16 protein-coding genes are annotated in these 18958 nt (G+C 59.9%); 3 read left to right on the top strand and 13 right to left on the bottom strand.

Translation table 11 applies throughout. The annotated features are described in order from the left end of the window. Genes BUA15_RS04055 through mraZ form a run of 5 tightly spaced genes read right to left on the bottom strand, consistent with a single transcriptional unit; the run spans position 1 to position 5480 of the window. Entirely contained in the window at positions 1-1536 is a 1536-nt protein-coding gene (locus BUA15_RS04055; RefSeq protein WP_072714696.1) for a UDP-N-acetylmuramoyl-L-alanyl-D-glutamate--2,6-diaminopimelate ligase, read from the bottom strand. Next, positions 1527-3614: a peptidoglycan D,D-transpeptidase FtsI family protein gene (locus tag BUA15_RS04050; RefSeq protein WP_245771913.1), complete on the bottom strand. Its 2088-nt coding sequence runs from the start codon at positions 3612-3614 to the stop codon at positions 1527-1529. The genes BUA15_RS04055 and BUA15_RS04050 overlap by 10 nt, the downstream gene beginning before the upstream one ends. 17 nt (positions 3615-3631) lie before the next feature. Next, the gene (locus tag BUA15_RS04045; RefSeq protein WP_072714694.1) at positions 3632-4054 is read right to left on the bottom strand and encodes a hypothetical protein; all 423 of its coding nucleotides are present in this window, start codon (positions 4052-4054) and stop codon (positions 3632-3634) included. After that, positions 4051-5040, bottom strand: a complete 990-nt coding sequence (gene rsmH, locus BUA15_RS04040) for a 16S rRNA (cytosine(1402)-N(4))-methyltransferase RsmH (protein ID WP_072714693.1) — start codon at positions 5038-5040, stop codon at positions 4051-4053. The genes BUA15_RS04045 and rsmH overlap by 4 nt, the downstream gene beginning before the upstream one ends. After that, positions 5037-5480, bottom strand: a complete 444-nt coding sequence (gene mraZ / locus BUA15_RS04035) for a division/cell wall cluster transcriptional repressor MraZ (protein WP_072714692.1) — start codon at positions 5478-5480, stop codon at positions 5037-5039. The genes rsmH and mraZ overlap by 4 nt, the downstream gene beginning before the upstream one ends. 281 nt (positions 5481-5761) lie before the next feature. Here mraZ and BUA15_RS04030 point away from each other — a divergent pair, with 281 nt between their 5' ends. Together BUA15_RS04030 and BUA15_RS04025 are read left to right on the top strand one after the other, a co-directional pair. After that, positions 5762-6409, top strand: coding sequence for a LexA family protein (locus BUA15_RS04030; protein WP_072714691.1), 648 nt, complete (start codon positions 5762-5764; stop codon positions 6407-6409). A 74-nt stretch (positions 6410-6483) separates the two neighbouring features. Beyond that, the gene (locus tag BUA15_RS04025) at positions 6484-7785 is read left to right on the top strand and encodes an NCS2 family permease (RefSeq protein WP_072714690.1); all 1302 of its coding nucleotides are present in this window, start codon (positions 6484-6486) and stop codon (positions 7783-7785) included. Here BUA15_RS04025 and BUA15_RS04020 read toward each other — a convergent pair whose 3' ends face one another. From BUA15_RS04020 to BUA15_RS03995, 6 genes are all read right to left on the bottom strand, one after another. After that, entirely contained in the window at positions 7786-9477 is a 1692-nt protein-coding gene (locus tag BUA15_RS04020; protein WP_072714689.1) for a CTP synthase, read from the bottom strand. Positions 9478-9720: 243 nt separating this feature from the next. Continuing rightward, complete coding sequence (locus tag BUA15_RS04015; protein WP_072714688.1) at positions 9721-10545, bottom strand: class I SAM-dependent methyltransferase; 825 nt, start codon at positions 10543-10545, stop codon at positions 9721-9723. Next, positions 10515-11672, bottom strand: a complete 1158-nt coding sequence (locus BUA15_RS04010) for a glycosyltransferase (protein WP_072714687.1) — start codon at positions 11670-11672, stop codon at positions 10515-10517. The genes BUA15_RS04015 and BUA15_RS04010 overlap by 31 nt, the downstream gene beginning before the upstream one ends. A gap of 5 nt (positions 11673-11677) precedes the next feature. After that, the gene (locus tag BUA15_RS04005; RefSeq protein WP_072714686.1) at positions 11678-12637 is read right to left on the bottom strand and encodes a glycosyltransferase family 2 protein; all 960 of its coding nucleotides are present in this window, start codon (positions 12635-12637) and stop codon (positions 11678-11680) included. A gap of 17 nt (positions 12638-12654) precedes the next feature. Continuing rightward, positions 12655-14604 (bottom strand): DNA topoisomerase (ATP-hydrolyzing) subunit B, encoded by a 1950-nt coding sequence (gyrB, locus tag BUA15_RS04000; protein WP_072714685.1) that lies wholly within the window; start codon positions 14602-14604, stop codon positions 12655-12657. A gap of 88 nt (positions 14605-14692) precedes the next feature. Further along, entirely contained in the window at positions 14693-15166 is a 474-nt protein-coding gene (locus BUA15_RS03995; protein WP_072714684.1) for a hypothetical protein, read from the bottom strand. Between the two features lie 119 nt (positions 15167-15285). Between BUA15_RS03995 and BUA15_RS03990 the strand changes: the two genes are divergently transcribed. Further along, positions 15286-16608 (top strand): metal-dependent hydrolase family protein, encoded by a 1323-nt coding sequence (locus tag BUA15_RS03990; RefSeq protein WP_178139378.1) that lies wholly within the window; start codon positions 15286-15288, stop codon positions 16606-16608. A gap of 77 nt (positions 16609-16685) precedes the next feature. Here BUA15_RS03990 and BUA15_RS03985 read toward each other — a convergent pair whose 3' ends face one another. Both BUA15_RS03985 and hflX read right to left on the bottom strand, forming a co-directional pair. Beyond that, positions 16686-17348, bottom strand: coding sequence for a CBS domain-containing protein (locus BUA15_RS03985; RefSeq protein ID WP_072714683.1), 663 nt, complete (start codon positions 17346-17348; stop codon positions 16686-16688). Between the two features lie 206 nt (positions 17349-17554). After that, complete coding sequence (gene hflX, locus BUA15_RS03980; RefSeq protein WP_072714682.1) at positions 17555-18883, bottom strand: GTPase HflX; 1329 nt, start codon at positions 18881-18883, stop codon at positions 17555-17557. Between the last annotated feature and the right edge of the window lie 75 nt (positions 18884-18958).

The raw sequence follows: 18958 nt of genomic DNA, 5'->3' as shown, positions 1-18958 counted from the left end.
CTACAGAAACCTGAACGAGGGCGGACGCGCTGGCGTGTGGTAATGCTCAAAGAACTCCTGCACTAGTTGACGATCATCAAACGGTATCTTCTCGGTGCCGATGATCTGGTAGGCTTCATGCCCTTTTCCGGCCACCAGCACCACGTCGCCCGGGCGACACAGCTTAGCCGCCTGCTCAATAGCCTGGGCCCGATCCACCTCCCATAGCACGGCTTCTGGATGCCGCATGCCCTGGCGAATATCTTCAAAAATCTGCTCGGGGTCTTCTGCCCGAGGATTGTCGCTCGTCACGATCACGCAGTCGGCCAGTCGTTCCGCAACAGCCCCCATCATTGGTCGCTTGCCCCGGTCGCGCTCGCCCCCACATCCGAAAATGCACCACAGTCGCGCGCCTTCTGGCATGACCTCCCGGATTGCGCGCAGCACATTCTCCAGCGCATCAGGCGTATGCGCATAGTCCACAATGACGGTGGTGTTATCCTCAAAGGTGAAGCGTTCAAACCGGCCGGGTATCTGGGGCACGTGCGCCAGCGCCTCCAGCAACAGGTCAGGATCCAGCCCCATCGCCCGCCCGACCCCGTACGCAGCGAGGAGATTGTACGCGTTGAACCGCCCTACCAGTGGAAAGCGCTGGAAACGACCATCAATGTTGAGCATGAGCCCCTCCAGAGTGTGGCCGACGATGCGCATGCGCAACTGGGCTTCCTCGCGCTGCCCATAGCTGATCCGGCATGCCTGCGTGTCGGCCACAACAGCCGGTCCGCTAGGATCGTCGATGTTATAGAGCGCCGTAGCGCGAAACGTCAGGCCATCAAAGAGCTTCTTTTTGGCTTTCAGGTAAGCTTCGAACGAGCCGTGATAGTCCAGGTGATCGCGCGTCAGGTTGGTAAAAACAGCAATGGAGAACGGCAGTCCGGCCACCCGCTCCTGTGCCAGGGCATGGGAAGAGACCTCCATGACACAGTTCTTACAGGGCACGCCGGTCATGCGCCGCAGCAGATGGTTCAGCTCGATGGGGCCCGGCGTGGTATTCAGCGCAGGGAGTTCGTGCCGGCCAAACCGATAGCTGATCGTACCGATCAGTCCGGTCTCTTCGTCAATTTCATTCAGCATGTGATAGACCAGAAACGCTGTAGTCGTTTTGCCATTGGTACCAGTAATACCGATCAGCCGCAGGCGACGGGCGGGATTCATGTGGAAGATGGTGGCCAGCAGGCCCAGCGCGCGCCGACTGTTTGACACCTGAATAAAGACGGCGTCGGGGAATCGCTCGGCAAACGCTTCTGGTATGGCTTCGCCGACCACGGCAACAGCTCCCTGAGCTATAGCCTGATCAATGAACTGATGGCTGTCGACGCGCTCTCCCCGAACGGCCACAAACAACCCGCCCGCTCGCGCCTCCTGACTGTTATCTGTCAAATGCGTAAGCTGCCGCTCGGCCGCTGAGCCGACGACCGTCCGCAGCAGTTCTGCCCGTTCCAGGCGCTGAAGCACCTGCGTCAGCGGTATCGGTTCACGTGGGATGGCTACTGGCATTGCAGATATACCTCCTTGGGTAAGGGTGTCCCTGGTCTGGGCCACTGCGCTACTACCTGCCCGTGGCCTTTCACGCGCACCGCTACGCGATAGGTGGCCAACCAGTAGAGGGCCTGCCGGGCACTCAATCCCCGTAGGTCGGGCATGCGGCGCGGTAGCGTATCCGAACGCACAGTCTGCAAACGCACGGTCGTTCCCGGCCCTACCAGAGCATTCGGTGCTGGCCGCTGGGTGGCCACAAACACCTGCTCGGCTTCCGGCCCAATGGTTCTCACTTCCAGTCCCTCCGCCCAGAGCCGCGCAGCCGCCACCGCCAGCGGCTGTCCGCTGACCGACGGCAACGGTCGCATGACGTGCTCGGGCAACGCTTCGCGGGGTGCTATGCGCTCTGCAATTTTGGGGAAGGTGCCGATCCAGCGTTCTGCAATCCTCCGAAAGACAGGCGCTGCCACCTGTCCACCATAGATACTGCGCCGGGGCTCGTCGAGCACCACGATCAATGCTACGCGCGGATCATCCGCCGGGAACAGACCGACAAAGGATGCCCGATAAGCCCCGGGCTGGTACCGTCCCTTCACTACTTTCGAGGCGGTGCCCGTCTTGCCCGCTACCGGTAGCCCTTCAATTCGGGCCGCTTGTCCCGTCCCTTCATTGACCACCCGTTCAAAGACGGGAAGCAACCGCCGGGCCGTCTCGCGTCGGAATGCACGCCGGATAGAGTCGGGCCGCGCCCGCCAGATCACTTCGCCGGTGACTGCGCGGCGTTCGGCCACGACGTAGGGTCGAACCAGCAGTCCTCCATTGGCCAATGCGCAGTAGGCGGCCAGAATCTGAAGCGGGGTGGCATCGACTTCATAGCCCATACTCATAGAGGTAAGCGTGGTGCCGCTCCACTGATCTGGCCGCTTGAGCGTACCGCTCACCTCGCCGGGCAGATCAATCAACGTAGGCTGGCCGAAGCCTAGATTCCGAGCATACTGATAGAGAATGCCGGGAGTAAGCTGCGTGGCCACCCTGGCAATACCTACGTTGCTGGAATGCACCAGCACTTCGGCGAAGGAGATACGTCCGTAGGCGTGCACGTCCCGTATGGTGCGCCCGGCGAAGACCGCCCATCCATCTCCGGTATCAATGGTGTCGTCCAGCGCTACAACGCCCTGCTCCAGCGCCGCGATGGCCGCAACAAGCTTGAAGGTAGACCCGGGCTCCAGGCGGTCGGTGATAGCCCGGTTGCGGCGCGCTTCCTCCGGCGCGGCAGTAGGCTGATTGGGATCATAAGTGGGAACGTTGGCCATAGCCAGCACGGCGCCCGTCCGCGGATCCATAGCAATGGCAGTACCCCAGCGAGCACCGGCTTCTGCTACGCCACGGGCCAACTCCTCTTCCAGAATGGTCTGTCGGATCAGATCAAGCGTCAGCACCAGCGTCTGTCCATGCACCGGCTCAACGACTTCGCCTCCTACCATCGGCTTAAGCACGCCACGCCGGTCGCGCTGCACCACACGCCGCCCGGGCCGTCCCTGTAAGTATCGATCGTATTGCAGTTCTAGCCCGGCCAGCCCATGCCCATCGGCCCCTACAAAACCCAGCACATGCGCGGCCAACGACCCGTAGGGATACCAGCGCGTGAAGTGCGGCTCCAGGATGACGCCGGGGACCTTCCAGCGTTCTATCGTTGTCTTTTGCGCTTCAGTCAGGCCTCGCCAGAGCACAACGTAGCGCGGACTCTGACGCCGGGCCACCCGCCGTCGGAAATACGCAGCCGATTTGCCGGTCAAACGAGCCAGTCTTTCAAAGAACGCAGAAGCCCGGGCTGCAAACCCTTCGACTTCTGGATCGAGCGCCAGGTCGTAGCGCACGGTATTGACAGCCAACGCCCGTCCCGCTCGATCCAGGATTTCGCCCCGCATGGCGGGAATCGTTACAACCGCCCGCACCTGCCGTTGCCCTTCGGCCCGCAAGACCGTCCCTTCTCCCAGATAAATCCAGAACATGCGTCCCGTAATTGCCAGCGGCCAGAGCGCCACCAGCACCAGCACCACGTACATGCGCGTCAGCATTTGATCGCGGGGCTCCACAGCGCGTGCGCATTAGCTCAAGGTTTCACGCGAATTACAACCGGACCGTAGGTAAAGCCCTCTTCCAGCCCCAGCGCCCGGGCACGCTCGTAAACGACCGCAGGACTCGTTGCCCGATCCAGCTCTCCCCGCAACCGATTGTATTCCAGTACGAGTTGCAGATGCTCTCGCCGCAACCGCTGAACTTCTTGCAGCGCCTCGCGCGTCGCATATACGTGCCACACGTAGCCCGTAAACAGGGCGGCTGCTGCCAGCACGTACACCATCAACCGCCGCACCGACAGGCGCGGCTTCTCGGACCGGTGGGTTGCCGCAGCCAGAGCCTCGCGACGCGCCAGCTCACGCCACGAAGGCAGGCGAACGGCTGAGCGCGCCGTCCGACGGCGTCTCGGCCCAGGCTGCCGGCTGCGGTTGTTTTTCCGTAAACGGGACGTAATCATGACGTTTCAGAGACGGCCTCTGCGATGCGTTCAGCAATGCGCAGGCGAGCGCTTCGGGCACGCGGGTTGGCTTCCACTTCGTCATCGGAGGGTCGGATTGCCCGGCGGGTCAGCGGCCGCCAGGGGCGCAGCAGGCGGCCGTAGAAGTCACGCACCGGCTCCCCGGCCAGGTTGCCATAGCGCAAAAAGCGCTTTACGCGCCGGTCCTCCAGCGAATGGTAACTGAGCACAACCAGCCGTCCGCCCGGCCGAACGCGCCGCGTAGCCGCCACCAACACCCGCTCCAATGCCTGCAGCTCGTCATTGACGGCAATGCGCAGCGCCTGAAAGACGCGCGCCAGTGTCTTGGTCGCTTCCCGGGCGGGCACCACGCGCCGCACCACTTCGGCTAGTTCCGTAGTCGTCGTGATTGGCCGCGCCTGGCAAATAGCCCGAGCCAGCTTGTGGGCCCGTCGCTCTTCGCCATAGCGGCGCAACACCTCCGCCAGCTCGTGCGCACTCCATCGCTCCAGAAGCTGCGCAGCCGTCGGACCGGGACTTGTCGGATCCATGCGCATGTCCAGCGGCCCGGCAGCCTGGAAGCTGAACCCCCGCAGGGCTTCGTCGAGCTGGTGCGACGAGACGCCCAGGTCCAGCAGCACCCCATCAATCTGCTCCACTCCAAGCCGATTCAGGATGGTCTCCAAGTCTGCAAAGTTGCCCTGCACCAGCAGGAGCCTTCCTGCCGCAATCGCATCGCCCAGCCGATGACGCACAGCCTCCAGCGCCTCCGGGTCTCGATCGATGCCGATAACTCGGCCCTGGGGTGCCAGCGCATTAAGCAAGGCGGCTGCGTGCCCACCCCCTCCTATCGTAGCATCCACGTAGCACCCCGCCGGGTCTGTCACCAACCCCTCGACAACAGCCTGACAAAGAACAGGCACATGATACGGCGAGCCGTAGGGTCTCGCCGCCTCTGCCCCCCGATGTTTCTGCTGCGCACTCACACCCCCATCACTTTCTCAGCCAGCGTCTCGTAATCCAAGGGTTGCTCGTTCACAAACTGCTCGAACGTAGCCGGATTCCAGATCTCTATGTGATCGAGCGCACCGATGATGAGCGCCCGATCCGTAATGCCTGCAAACTCCATCAGAACTTTGGGCAGCACCACACGCCCTTGCTTGTCTAACGTAACCTCCTCGGCCCAGCGCAGAATCTGCCGCACGAAGTTGCGCGCTTCCCGCTGGTACAGATTGAGCTTCATCATCTGCATTTCGATCTCCTCCCAGCGGTCAAGCGGGTAGAGAAAAATGCAACGCTCGAAGCCGCGCGTGGCCGTGAAGGTCCCCTTCGCCTCTGGCTTCAGGACAGCCCGCATTTTGGCCGGGATGGCTACCCGCCCCTTCTCGTCTACGGAGTATGCGGCCTGTCCCTTGAAGCTCGCCATATAGTTCGTGCGGAGCGCTCCCCAAATTACTACGGGGCATGGGAAAATTCCCCACTTTTCCCCACCGCCTTCACAAGGTACAGTATTTTTTCAAAAAGTCAAGAGATTCGGCCAAAAGAAAAGCATTTTTTCTGGACGAGATAGCCTGTTTACCTCTGTCCAGGAGCCCAAAAAGCCGGTTTTAGCCATGGAGGTGAAAATATTTTCACCCATGATAACAATATGGTAAAAATATTTTCACCTTATTATCTTAGAGGAGCCTGTTTACCCTGCACGCTCCCATGAAAGGACGGCTGACCGCTCGACAAAACGAAGCGTACGAATTTATCCGCGCCTACCAGCGCCGCCATCATAAACCCCCAACGCTTCAGGAGATCGGCGAAGCTCTGGGCATCCGCTCTACAAACGGCGTCTTCAAGCTACTCCAGGCGCTGGAGAAGAAAGGTTACCTGCGCCGCGACCCAGGCGCCGCCCGCGGCCTCCACCTGCTCGATACCGAAGATCCCTTTGCCCTCACCGACGAAGCCCCAACCCTCCCGGTTATCAGTCGCACCGCCAGCCATGAACCGGAACGACTCCGAGCCCGACCGGCCGGCTTTCTTTCTGTCGATCCCTTTTTCCTCCCCCGCGGCCTTGATCCCGACGCCTGCTTGATCGGCCGAGCAGGTGATGATGGCATGAGCGGCGACGGCATCTTCAAAGGCGACCTGCTCCTGATCGAAGAAGTCCCCCGGGACGCCCTGTCCAATCGAGAGCTGGTGGCCTGCCTCGTGGGCGAACTCCTGCTGGCGCGTCGCTTCGTCTTCGCCAACAACCGGATTCACCTGCTACCCGCCAACCGTACATACCTGGAAGCCGTCTTTCCTCCTGACGATCCAGGATGCTACATCATCGGCCGCATTCGGGCCGTTTTTCGACGGCTTTTCTAAACACATCAACTTGCCCGTCCCCCACAACCGTTCGCATATTCCAGCAGCCGCTGACGCGCTGCGCTTGCTTTGCCGTGCTGAACCGGTACTTCCGCCTGTCAGAACGAGGCACTTCGGTGCTGACCGAGGTGCGCGCAGGCGTCGTCACCTTTCTGACCATGGCCTACATCCTGCTGGTCAACCCCAAGATCCTGGCAGATGCCGGCATGCCTCCCGACGACGTCGCGCGCGCGACTGCGCTGGCCTCGGCAATCGCTACGCTGGTCATGGGACTCTGGGCCAACTATCCGTTTGCCCTGGCACCCGGCATGGGGCTAAACGCCTACTTCACCTACGGTGTCGTGCAGGGAATGGGCGTGAGCTATCCGGTAGCCCTGGCGGCGGTCTTCGTCGAAGGTGTGCTGTTCCTCGTCCTGGCGATCAGCGGAGTGCGCAGCGCCGTTCTCCGGGCCATCCCGGATCCCCTGAAGGTGGCCACCTCCGGAGGAATTGGCTTATTTCTGGCCATTATTGGCTTTCAAAACGCCGGTCTGGTTGTCGATAGCCCTGCCACGCTCGTTACGCTGGGCCCCCTGACGCGCCCTGCTACGCTGCTGGCGCTGGGCACACTGGTTCTTATGAGCCTCCTGCTGGTACGCCGTATCCCCGGGGCCCTGCTGCTGGGCATTCTGGCAGGTACGCTGGGGGCCTGGCTGACAGGACTGGCTCCGCTACCAGAACGCTGGGTGCAGTTTCCAGCTCTGCCCCGGGAAACGCTCGCCGCGTTTGACTTCCGCACGCTGCTCCATGCCAAACTGCTGAGCGTCGTGCTGGCCTTTCTGTTTGTGGATTTCTTCGATACGGCCGGCACGCTGATGGGCATCGGGCGACTGGGCGGCTTTCTCAATGCTCGCGGTGAACTGGCACGGGCCCGCGAAGCCTTTACGGCTGACGCTGTCGGCACTACGCTGGGCGCCCTGCTGGGCACCAGCACCGTTACCACCTACATCGAATCGGCCACTGGCATTGAAGAAGGAGGCCGCACCGGCCTGACTGCCGTGGTGGTCGCCGTGCTTTTCCTGCTCTCGCTTTTCCTGGCGCCCCTCTTTACCGCCATACCGGCAGCGGCTACTGCACCGGCCCTGATTCTGGTGGGTGTGCTGATGATGCAGGGGCTAACCACGTTAAACTGGCGCAAATACGAGGAGGCAATTCCCGCCTTTCTAACCATTACCCTTATGCCCTTTACCTACTCTATTGCCAACGGAATTGCCTTCGGCCTGATCGCGTATGTCCTGCTGCAAGTGCTGCGCGGTCGCCCGCGCGCCGTGCACCCGATTCTGTACGTACTGACGATTTTGTTGAGTCTTTACTACGCCCTGGAGCTGGGCGCCTGATCACATGCGAGCAGAAGCCAGCCGCAGCGTTTTCTGGCGCCGCCGGGGCCGAGGCGTCTGCAATTGCCCCCGCTCACGGGCATACTCAACGCAGGCAGCCACAAACGCAGAAAAAAGCGGATGCGGTCGTCCCACCGTCGATTTGTATTCAGGATGGAACTGCACACCGATGAACCATCGATGATCGGGCAACTCAATGATTTCTACCAGATCGCGCTCTAAGTTCAATCCAGTAAACTGCATGCCGTGCTCCAATAGCTTGTAGCGCAGCACGTTGTTGACTTCGTAGCGGTGGCGATGCCGCTCGCGCACATCCGAGGTACCGTAGATAGCCCGCACCCGAGAACCTTCCACCAGGTGACAGTCGTAGGCCCCCAGCCGCATGGTACCTCCCTTGTCGGTAATTTTTTTCTGCTCCGCCATCAAATCGATAACCGGATGAGGCGTGTCCGGGTCAAACTCCGTCGAGTGCGCATCACGCCAGCCACATACATTGCGGGCAAATTCGATCACCGCGCACTGCATGCCCAGGCAAATGCCAAAAAACGGAACGTTCTGCTCACGGGCATAGCGGACCGCCTCAATTTTTCCTTCAATACCCCGCTCGCCAAAGCCAGGCGCCACCAGAATGCCCGACACGTCGCCCAGCAGTTCGGCCACGTTGTCAGACGTGATCTCGTCAGAGAGTACCTGCTTGACCTCTACCTGCACGCCATGCTCAGCCCCGGCCAGCACAAAACTTTCCATGATCGACTTGTAGGCGTCCTGATGCGTCACGTATTTGCCTACCAGCGCTACCCGCACGGTCGCTTTTGGACTTTTCAACCGACGCAGAAAGTCTATCCAGTCGTCCAGATCCGGCTCGTGCAACGCCGCCCGCTCCTGTGCTCCAAAGAGCCGCTCAATCACGATTGCATCCAATCCTTCCTCCCGAAGCAGCAAGGGCACTTCGTAAATGGACTCGGCATCTAGCGCCGCTATGACGGCCCGAGGTTCTACGTTACAGAACAGGGCAATCTTTCGCCGCAGATCCGTATCCAGCGGATACTCGGAACGGCAGACAAGCACGTCAGGCTGCAGCCCGTGCGAGAGCAGCGTCTTGACCGAATGCTGCGTCGGCTTGGTCTTCAGCTCACCGGCCGCCTCCAGATAGGGCACCAGCGTCAGGTGAATGATGAGCGTATTCGGCTGGCCGAGTTCATAGCGAAGCTGACGAATCGCTTCCAGATAGGGCTGGCTTTCGATATCGCCCACCGTCCCCCCGATCTCCGTAATCACCACGTCGTACTGGCCAGTCTCGCCCAGCTTGAGCATCCAGCGCTTGATTTCGTCGATAATGTGGGGCACGACTTGCACCGTTTTCCCCAGATAAGCCCCGGCCCGCTCCTTCGTTATGACTTCCAGATAAATACGGCCAGTTGTCACATTATTGGCCTGACTGGTAGGCCGCCCCAGGAAGCGCTCGTAGTGGCCCAGGTCCAGATCGGTTTCGGCGCCGTCCTCGGTCACGTACACCTCCCCATGTTCATAGGGGTTCATCGTGCCGGGATCGACATTAATGTAGGGGTCCAGCTTCTGAATCGTCACGCGCAATCCGCGCGCTTCAAGCAGACGCCCCAGGGAAGCACAGACAATTCCTTTTCCCAGCGACGACGTAACACCTCCTGTGACAAAAATGTACTTGCTCGGCATCGGTCTGCGGCGGGCTGCTTTATGGTTTGCGGCGGGGTCCCGACCACTTCCAGACAGGCCCTTCCAAGATACGCCTGAAGCGCCAAAGGGATCAACCGCCGCTGTGGATTCTCGACCAAAGACGAGGATAAACGCTCTTCGTTTTGGCGTATTGACCCAGAACAAACGAGTGCCCGGACGCCTCCGCGATCGGGGGAAGGGAGCTTGCCCTGAAAACGTGCGCCCGAAGGGTTTGCACAAGAGTTAGCTGCCTGGCTTGCGGGCCACCACGAGCAGCCCGGTGCCCGATCGATTCTGCTTTACCACGTCCAGTGCATTCAGCATCAGTCCTACAGGCAACACGACCAGGTAGTATACCGGGAGAACCAGGTAAACCAGCGTACTTCGTTGCAGCCCCAGCATCGGGTATTTGATAAGCAGACGCCAGGCCAGTGCTCCTGCAGCACCGTAGCTGTAGTGACTTTCGACAGGCTCCAATCCTGCCTCACCAAGCCGAGCTTCCAGCAGTTCTCGGCTGTATCCTTCACGCACATGCTCATCGATGAAGCTCTGCTGGCCAGGGGCGTGCACGTCGGAGCCTCCCTGATCAGAAGGCGTATTGATGATCACGTAACCACCGGGTCGTAGCACGCGCGCAAAGTTGCGCAGCACAGCCAGATCATCTTCGATATGCTCCAAGACATCTACAGCCAGAATCAAGTCAAAGGGGCCTTCGGTCTGCAGCCGGGTCAAGTCGTCTTGCAGGAAGCGCACGCGGTCAGCCACAGGCGTCCGGGCCACAAAACGCCGAGCCTGCTCCAGATAATCGGTTTTAAGATCGACCCCCACCACCTCGGCTTGCGGATACCGACGAGCCACGTAATACGCGTACTGCCCAAAGCCAGTCCCAGCATCGAGCACCCGCACGCGTCGGTCGGTAGGCCAGCGCGCAAAAATTCGACGCAGCGCCCGCCGCACATACCAACTGCGCAGGAAAATCAGGTGCAACAGGGCGAAAAACAGCCGCTGCAGTAGCGGATGGCGCCCAAAGAATCGTCCTAGTCGATCTTTGACCGGATCGTAGCGCATCCTTCAGGTAGCATCTGTTCTAGCGTCTCACACAGCGGATCCCAGCCAAAACGCGTCCGCAGGCGTCGAACGCCCTGCGTCAATCGTTCCGCCCATCCCTCCTGGAAAAAGCGCACAACTGCCTCGGCCAGGGCGTTGACGTCGTCCGGGGGCACCACAAAGCCGGCTATCTCATGGGGAACTACTTCGGGCAGTCCTCCTACTGCTGTCACCACCACCGGTCGCTCAAAGTGAAACGCCAGGGGTACGACGCCGCTCTGGGTAGCGGCAAGATAGGGCTGCACCACCAGATCCGCTGCTGAAAAGTACCAGACCACGGATGACTCCGGAATGTAGTGATCGTGCACGTGCACGCACGAGGTGAGTCCCAGCGCGCGGATGCGCTCCTGGTAGTACTCAGGACGCTCATAAAACTCACCCGCTACTATCAGTTGTACATCGGGCAACGCTGCCCGAATGCTCGGCATCGCCTCCAGGAGCACGTCCAGCCCTTTATAGCGACGCACAAACCCAAAAAACAGAAGCACAGGAGCCTCAACGGGCAAGCCGAGTCGTTGCCGCGCCTCCTTGCGGGGACGCCCCGGACCGTAGCGGGGATCAATCGGATGCACAAGCCGCACCTCGGCCGGCACGCCTAAGGCGGCCAGTTGTTGGGCGACGGCTGTCGACAGCACAATGCGCGCGCGGCATTGACGCAGAAACCAGCGGCTAAGCGCAGCATCCAGCACGTGCCGCTCATGGGGCAGCGCATTGTGCACCAGGGCGACTGCGCGAATGCCTTTGCGGCGCAGCCATCTGGCTATCACCCCATAGGCCGGCGCAAAAAACGGCAGCCAGTACTGGAACACCACCAGGTCCGGTTGCTGCTGCTGGAGCGTACGGACAGCCTGCCGCCAGGTCCATGGGTGCAGCGGATCCAGCACATAAGCGGCTGGCATGGAAGCGGTGGTGGGTTCTGGCTCGGTCTGTTGGCGCCCCGGAAAAAGCCACCGGGGATACTGGCGACGAAAGCTCAACGCCCTGACCTGATGTCCCCGCGCCTGCAGCGCCTGCGCCAGCGCTTCCGTAAAGTGAGCGATCCCTCCTCGATAAGGAGCCACCGGACCAACCAGCGTCAGACGGGCCATAATCCTCAGACGGTTCGCACGCTTTCCGGCGGATACTCCGCAACCACCTGGTAGGCAGGCAGGCGCTCCATACGCTCGCGGATGATCAGCTCGCCGAGCAATCCTGTGGTAAACATCTGCACGCCGACCAGAATCATCAGCACTCCCAGGAGCAGCAGTGGCCGGTTGGTAAGCGGCTGGTTCCAGACAAGTTTCTCCAGCGAAAGCCATAGACTGATCACAAAACCGGCCAGAAAAGCCAGCACGCCGAACGTGCCAAAAAAGTGCATGGGACGCGACATGAAGCGCGTCAGAAACAGAACCGTAATCAGATCCAGGAAGCCTCGAATAAAGCGCTCCAGTCCAAATTTTGTGCGTCCATACTTGCGCGGCCGATGACGTACGGGCTTTTCAGTGATGCGCGTGAATCCTTCCCAGTAGGCCAGCAGCGGAATATACCGATGGAGTTCGCCATAGAGCCGCACTGCTTTCACCACCTCCTGCCGATAAGCCTTCAAGCCACAGTTGAAGTCGTGGAGCGGGATGCCTGAAAGTTTGCGCGTGACAAAATTAAAGAAGCGGCTTGGAATCGTTTTACCGGGAGGATCCTGCCGCTTTTTTTTCCAACCGCTGACCAGATCGTAGCCCGATTCCAGCAAGTCGATTAGCCCGGGAATCTCAGCAGGGTCGTCCTGCAGATCCGCGTCAAGCGTAACCACATAGCGCCCTTGCGCCCGCTCAAATCCTACAGCCAGGGCTGCGCTTTTACCATAGTTGCGGCGCAGGCGCACCCCTGCAAATCGCGGATCTTCGGCATGAATCCGTTCGATCACCTCCCAGGAATTGTCTCGAGAACCGTCGTCCACGAACCATACCTCAAAACGGTAACCGTGCGCTTCGCAGACCGCACGAATTTCCTCGGCCAGCTCCGGAAGAGAAGCCGCCTCGTCATAGACCGGCACCACAATGCTGAGATCGGGCCTCATGGAAGCAGCCCGGCGCTTCAAACATCGAGCGTTGCGTAACGGGCATTTCGTTCGATAAACTTTCGGCGCGGCTCCACCGCATCGCCCATCAGAATGGAAAAGATCCGGTCAGCAGCCGCTGCATCCTCGACGGTTACCTGCTGCAGGATGCGCGTTTCCGGGTTCATGGTCGTTTCCCAGAGCTGGTCTGGATTCATTTCACCAAGTCCTTTGTAGCGCTGGATAACCGCGCGTTGCGGCTGGCCATCGGTCAATTCCTGCACCAGCCGGTGCAGTTCCTCGTCGCTCCAGGCGTAACGTTCAGTTTTGCCCACCTTCACGCGATAGAGAGGAGGCAGGGCGATATAGATGTAGCCGCCTTCCACCAGGGGACGAAGCTGGCGGTAGAAAAACGTCAGCAGCAGCGTCCGAATATGCGCTCCGTCCACGTCTGCATCCGTCATAATAATGATGCGATGGTAGCGGAGCTTGCTCAGATCGAAGTCTTCTTCGGTCGTCGCCAGGCCGGTCCCCAGCGCTGTAACAATATTCCGAATCTCCTCGTTTTCCAGGATTTTGTCGAGCCGTGCCTTTTCAACGTTTAGAATTTTCCCACGCAGCGGCAAAATAGCCTGAAATTCTCGGTTGCGTCCCTGCTTGGCACTTCCACCGGCCGAATCGCCTTCTACCAGAAACAGTTCACATTTTGAGGGATCGCGCGAGGCGCAGTCGGCCAGCTTGCCTGGCAGACTGGACCCGTTGAGAGCATTTTTACGCTGCACCAGCTCCCGCGCTTTGCGCGCGGCCATTCGGGCCTGCGCCGCCAGAATGACCTTGTCCAGAATGCGCCGGGCTTCGCGGGGATGATCTTCCAGCCAGCGACTCAGATGCTCGGACACAATCCCCGCCACGATGCCCTGAACTTCTGAGTTGCCCAGCTTCGTCTTGGTCTGGCCCTCAAACTGCGGCTCCGGTACCTTGACCGAGATAACAGCGGTCAGCCCCTCGCGAAAGTCCTCGCCCGACAGCTCTCCCTTGAAGTGCTTCAGCAGGTTATTCTTCTCGGCGTACGCCTTGAGCGTACGGGTAAGGGCCGTGCGAAAGCCGGCTACGTGGGTGCCCCCTTCGTGCGTGTTGATGTTGTTTACAAAGGAGAGGACGTTCTCGGCATATCCGTCATTGTAGCGCAGGGCGACCTCGACGATGACCTCATCCGTTTCGCCAGCAATATAGATGACCTCCTCATGGATTGGCGTGCGCGTCTCATCCAGGTAGCGCACAAATTCTACCAATCCGCCTTCGAAATAGTACGCTTCATACCGAAGCGACTCGTCCTCTTCGCGCCGGTCCTCAATTGAAATGCGCACGCCACGGTTCAGGTACGCCAGTTCCCGCAACCGCTCGGCCAGCGTATCGAACCGGAACTCGACAGTTTTGAAAATGGTCGGATCCGGCCAGAACTGCACGATGGTGCCCGTCTCCTCCCCCTCCTGCATCGGACGCACCCGTTCGACGGGTGAAGTAGGCTTACCACAGGCATAGGTCTGGCGCCAGACATACCCGTCGCGGCGCACCGTCGCGATCAGCTTGCGAGACAGGGCATTCACACAGGAAACGCCTACGCCATGCAGGCCACCCGATACCTTGTAAGTGCTTTTGTCAAACTTGCCGCCGGCATGCAGCGTAGTCATTACCACCTCAAGCGCCGACCGCTTCTCGGTCGGGTGCTCGTCAACGGGAATGCCCCGACCATTATCTTCAACCGTAATCGAACCATCCTCGTTGATGGTAACCGCAATGCGATCACAGTAGCCCGCCATGGCCTCGTCGATCGCATTGTCCACGACCTCATAGACCAGGTGATGCAGGCCGCGAATGCCTACATCACCAATGTACATGGCGGGCCGCTTGCGAACCGCTTCGAGCCCTTCCAGAATCTGAATATTGGACGCGACGTAATCTGAAGTTTCAGCCGGATGCGTACGCATAGAAGTTGCCACTCCTTACAACGGCAAAAACCGGTTTTTTTCGACAAATACCAAGCAGATGTGGTACGCCCGGTCCCTGTCGAAGTTCTCAAGAAGCCTGGCGCAGGGCGCGCCGAACAGCCCGAAGCACGCGATTTCCGAATTGCAGCGTAGCCTGCCAGCGAACCACGGGCGTCTCAGCATCCAGCCGATCAAACCGCCGACAGGCGCGCCGAACAGCTTCTACCAGCGCAGGAGACACGTTAGGATACCAACTGAGCAACTCCTGATGCAGGGTGCGCCACCCCTCTGCTACTTCTCGGGCGGTGAGCAGCAGGTCAAGGCGGCGCAGCAACGCGGCATCAAACGTCTGGTCACCCACCACGTCGGTATAGAGCAATGCCAGGTGCAGGCGGTCCAGCAACTGCCGCAGCCGATCTACCTCCCGCTTCAGGCGCTGTCGAAGCGGTAGCACCTGCCGCCGGGCTCGTACGGATTCGGCCGTTCTGACAGCCGCACGCAACGCAGTGAGTAACCAGAACGTCTCCAACAGGCCTGGACGTCCTGCCGACGCCTGCTCCATGCTTTCTCTCGCGTCTCTGGATGCAGCGCAGCCAATGCGCAGTGCGGCCAGGGGTTCCTTCTATGACTGAAATGTTGTATGCTGAGAGGAATCATTACCTAACCAACCTGCATGCAGCCATGCGGTGGAGCATCTTTCTGCTGGTATTTGGAATGGCCGTTAGCACGCAGGCGCAGCGTCCGACCGGCCGTTTGCTCATTCACTGTGGTACGGTTATCGACCCGGGTGTCTCTATGGAGCCAATGCGCACGCGCACCATTATTGTGCGGGGCGATCGCATCGAAGCAGTACAGGCTGGCTTCGCGTCCCCTCAGGCAGGTGATCAGGTGGTTGATCTTCGCGAAGCGTACTGCCTGCCTGGCCTCATCGACATGCACACGCACCTGTCGATGGAAAGTCGAAAAGGCGGCTATTTAGACCGGTTTCGGATGTCCCCCGCCTTACAGGCCCTTCGGGCCACCATCTATGCCCGACGCACACTCATGGCGGGCTTTACGACGGTCCGAGACGTAGGGGGCAATGAGGGAATCGACCTGGCCCTTCGGGATGCGATCAACCAGGGCTGGATCGTTGGGCCACGCATGTTTGTGGCGGGCAAGAGCCTGGCCATCATGGGCGGACATGCCGATCCCACCAACGGCTTCCGCGAAGACATTCTCGGCATTCCCACCGAAGCCGAAGGGGTCGTCAACGGCGTGGCCAGCGCGCGCCGAGGCGTCCGGTTAGCCATCAAACGTGGGGCCGACGTCATCAAAATCACGGCTACGGGCGGCGTGCTTTCTATCGCGCGCGACGGTTCTTCGCCGCAATTTTTTGAAGATGAGATCCGCGCCATTGTTGAAGTAGCGCGTGATTTTGGGCTGAAGGTGGCCGCGCACGCGCACGGCGACGAAGGCATGCAGCGAGCCATTCGAGCAGGCGTGGCCTCTATTGAGCACGGCACATTTATGAGCGATCAGACCATGGAGATGATGAAAAAGTATGGCGTCTACATGGTCCCCACCATCACAGCCGGCCGAAGCGTGGCAGACTCGGCTAAAATCCCGGGCTATTATGTGCCGGTGGTAGCCGAAAAAGCCAAACGGATTGGCCCGGTTATTCAGGAAACGTTTGCCCGCGCCTATCGGGCCGGCGTTCCCATTGCCTTTGGTACCGATGCGGGTGTCTTTCGCCACGGCCGCAATGCGCTGGAGTTTGTCTACATGGTAGAGGCCGGGATGCCGCCTATAGAGGCTATCAAGGCGGCTACCTACAATGCAGCAGACCTGCTAGGCCAGCTTGACAACCTGGGAACGCTCGAACCAGGCAAGTGGGCCGACCTGATCGCCGTCGAACGCAATCCCCTGGAAGACATTTCAGCGCTGCAAGAAGTGAGCTTCGTCATGAAAGCGGGCGTCATCTATAAGCAGAACGGACAGCCCGTCCCTCAGCCTGTGCAGTAGCACGAAACATCCATCTCGCATTGGAAAAAGGGGCCTGGCTGCCCCTTTTTCTTTATTAAGCAGCTTCACCTGACTGCTTAAACTTCCAGGTAGCGCATAAAGGCCTCGATGCGCTGGCGAAGTTCTTCGTCGTCCTCTTCGTTGTACGCAGCGGTCACATGGAATCCGCGATGCTCCAGCACATGACGGATGCGAGCGGTATCCTGCACGTTCAGCTTCAGCGTCACGCGAAAGCGATGCTCCGCAGCATCAACCGGCTGCACCAGCAGCGTTCGCACGCGCGCGTCGCATTGTTCTATGCAGTAGAGTAAGTTGGACAGCGCGTAGTCACGCGCTTCAATCTCCAGCTCCAGAATAGCGCCGGACTCATGCAGCGAAAGCATGCGAATGAGCTGCTCCAGCAATTGCTGGCTCAGCACAGCCCCCTGATAATGCTGGTTCGATTCGGCGACGGGTAGCACGGTCAAGCCATGCTGCAACACGACACGGGCCGCATCAAACACATGCAGATCGGGCGTTACACTGATGGGCGCGCCGCGCACCAGCGCCGCAACCGGCTGCTCCAGATCATCTACCAGCCGAAGCTGCTCATCAGACACCACCCCCCGTAACGTCCCTCCTCTGTCAACAATCGGAAGATGGCGCACTCGCTGCTGCCCCATTTGCTCCCGAGCCCGACGCACAGTGTCGTCGGGTCTGAGGGGCTGCAGCTCTTCCTGAATCAGTTGTACAATCCGCATAGCAGTACCTCACACTCCCGAGCCCCGGCTTCCTACAGACAATACCGGGCAACCCCTGTACCGTTTCGACTGCTCGGCCGCTCCCTGCAAAACTTACCGTATCGTTGCGAGCAGGCGCTTCACTTAAGATTTACAGTAAGCATCGTCTGGATGCAAGGGATTTTTTAGTACCCTACCCCCACGCTTCTGGCGCATCCTGCTGACGCCTACGACGCCTCATCCGACAGGGGCTGCCAGGCACGAAAGCGTACAAGAAGGCGCTCAACGCTCGCCTGCCGGTGCATGGGCACCCGAATGCGCAGTTTCGCCGCCGGCAGGGGCGTTGCATCGTGGCCATTGCGGGCATACAGATAGGTTTCTTCCAGCACGTCGGCTACCTGATAGAGATAAGCCAGCGTACGTCCTTCCGTCAGGGGTACGCAGATGTCCAGCTCCAGCGCTTCGGCTTCAATGCGTTCCTGCAGCCGCCGTTTGAGTTCTTCCAGCCCAATTCCGCGCAGCGCTGAGATGAAAACAGCCTCCGGATACGTTGCCCGCAAGGCTTGTAGCAGTCCCAGATCGGCCAGTCTGTCTATTTTATTGAACACAAGCAGCATGGGCTTGTCGGCCGCTCCCAGCTCGGCCAGCGTCTCGTGAACCACCTGGATATGATCCTCAAAGCGAGGATGCGTGGCGTCCACCAGGTGCAACAGCACATCACTTTCGCGCACCTCGTCAAGCGTACTCTTGAAGCTTTCGATGAGGCGGTGCGGTAGCTTACGAATAAATCCCACGGTGTCGGAGAGCAGTACAGGCTTGCCCGGTTGCAGATAGATCAATCGCGTCGTAGCATCCAACGTGGCAAAGAGGCGATCTTCAGCCAGCACGTTGGTGCCGGCCAGTACATTCATGAGCGTTGATTTGCCTGCATTTGTGTAGCCCACCAGCGAGACGCGGGTATAGCGTTGCCGCTGCTTACGCTGGGTGGTCCGTTGCCGATCAATCCGCTCCAGGCGTTTACGGAGCACGGCTATGCGCCGTGCGATCAGTCGGCGGTCGGTCTCAAGCTGGGTTTCGCCCGGTCCCTTGGTTCCAATTCCCCCTTTCTGGCGGGACAGGTGCGTCCACTGGCGCGTCAGGCGGGTGCGCATGTACTCCAGTTGGGCCAACTCGACCTGCGCTTTAGCCACAGCCGTGCGAGCCCTCCGCGCAAAAATGTCCAGGATCAAGCCTGTGCGATCCAGCAGTTTGCAGCCCAGTGCTCGCTCCAGGTTGCGCATCTGGGCTGGGGACAGGTCATCATCAAAGATAACCAGGTCGCTGCGACGGGCGGCTACCAGACGTCGAAGCTCCTCAACTTTTCCCCGACCAATATACGTGGCCGCATGGATACGCCGAAGCACCTGAAGCACGCGATCTGTTACCTCCGCTCCGGCTGTACGTGCAAGCTGGGCCAACTCTTCCAGCGAATCTTCGACGTCCCAGCGCGTCGTGTCAGGCGTTACAACGCCTACCAGAATCGCCGTCTCCGGACGAGGAGCTGTGGCCGTGTACAACGCCGTTTGCAGGATTGGTTTTTTACCGTTTTCCTTTTATTTCCAAGCAGTTCAACGCCATCTGGTAGACAAAGT

The sequence above is a fragment of the Rhodothermus profundi genome, from assembly GCF_900142415.1.
Taxonomy (GTDB): domain Bacteria; phylum Bacteroidota; class Rhodothermia; order Rhodothermales; family Rhodothermaceae; genus Rhodothermus; species Rhodothermus profundi.
The sequence above is the reverse complement of the archived record's forward strand: the minus strand, read 5'-3'. Positions and strand labels throughout refer to the sequence as shown.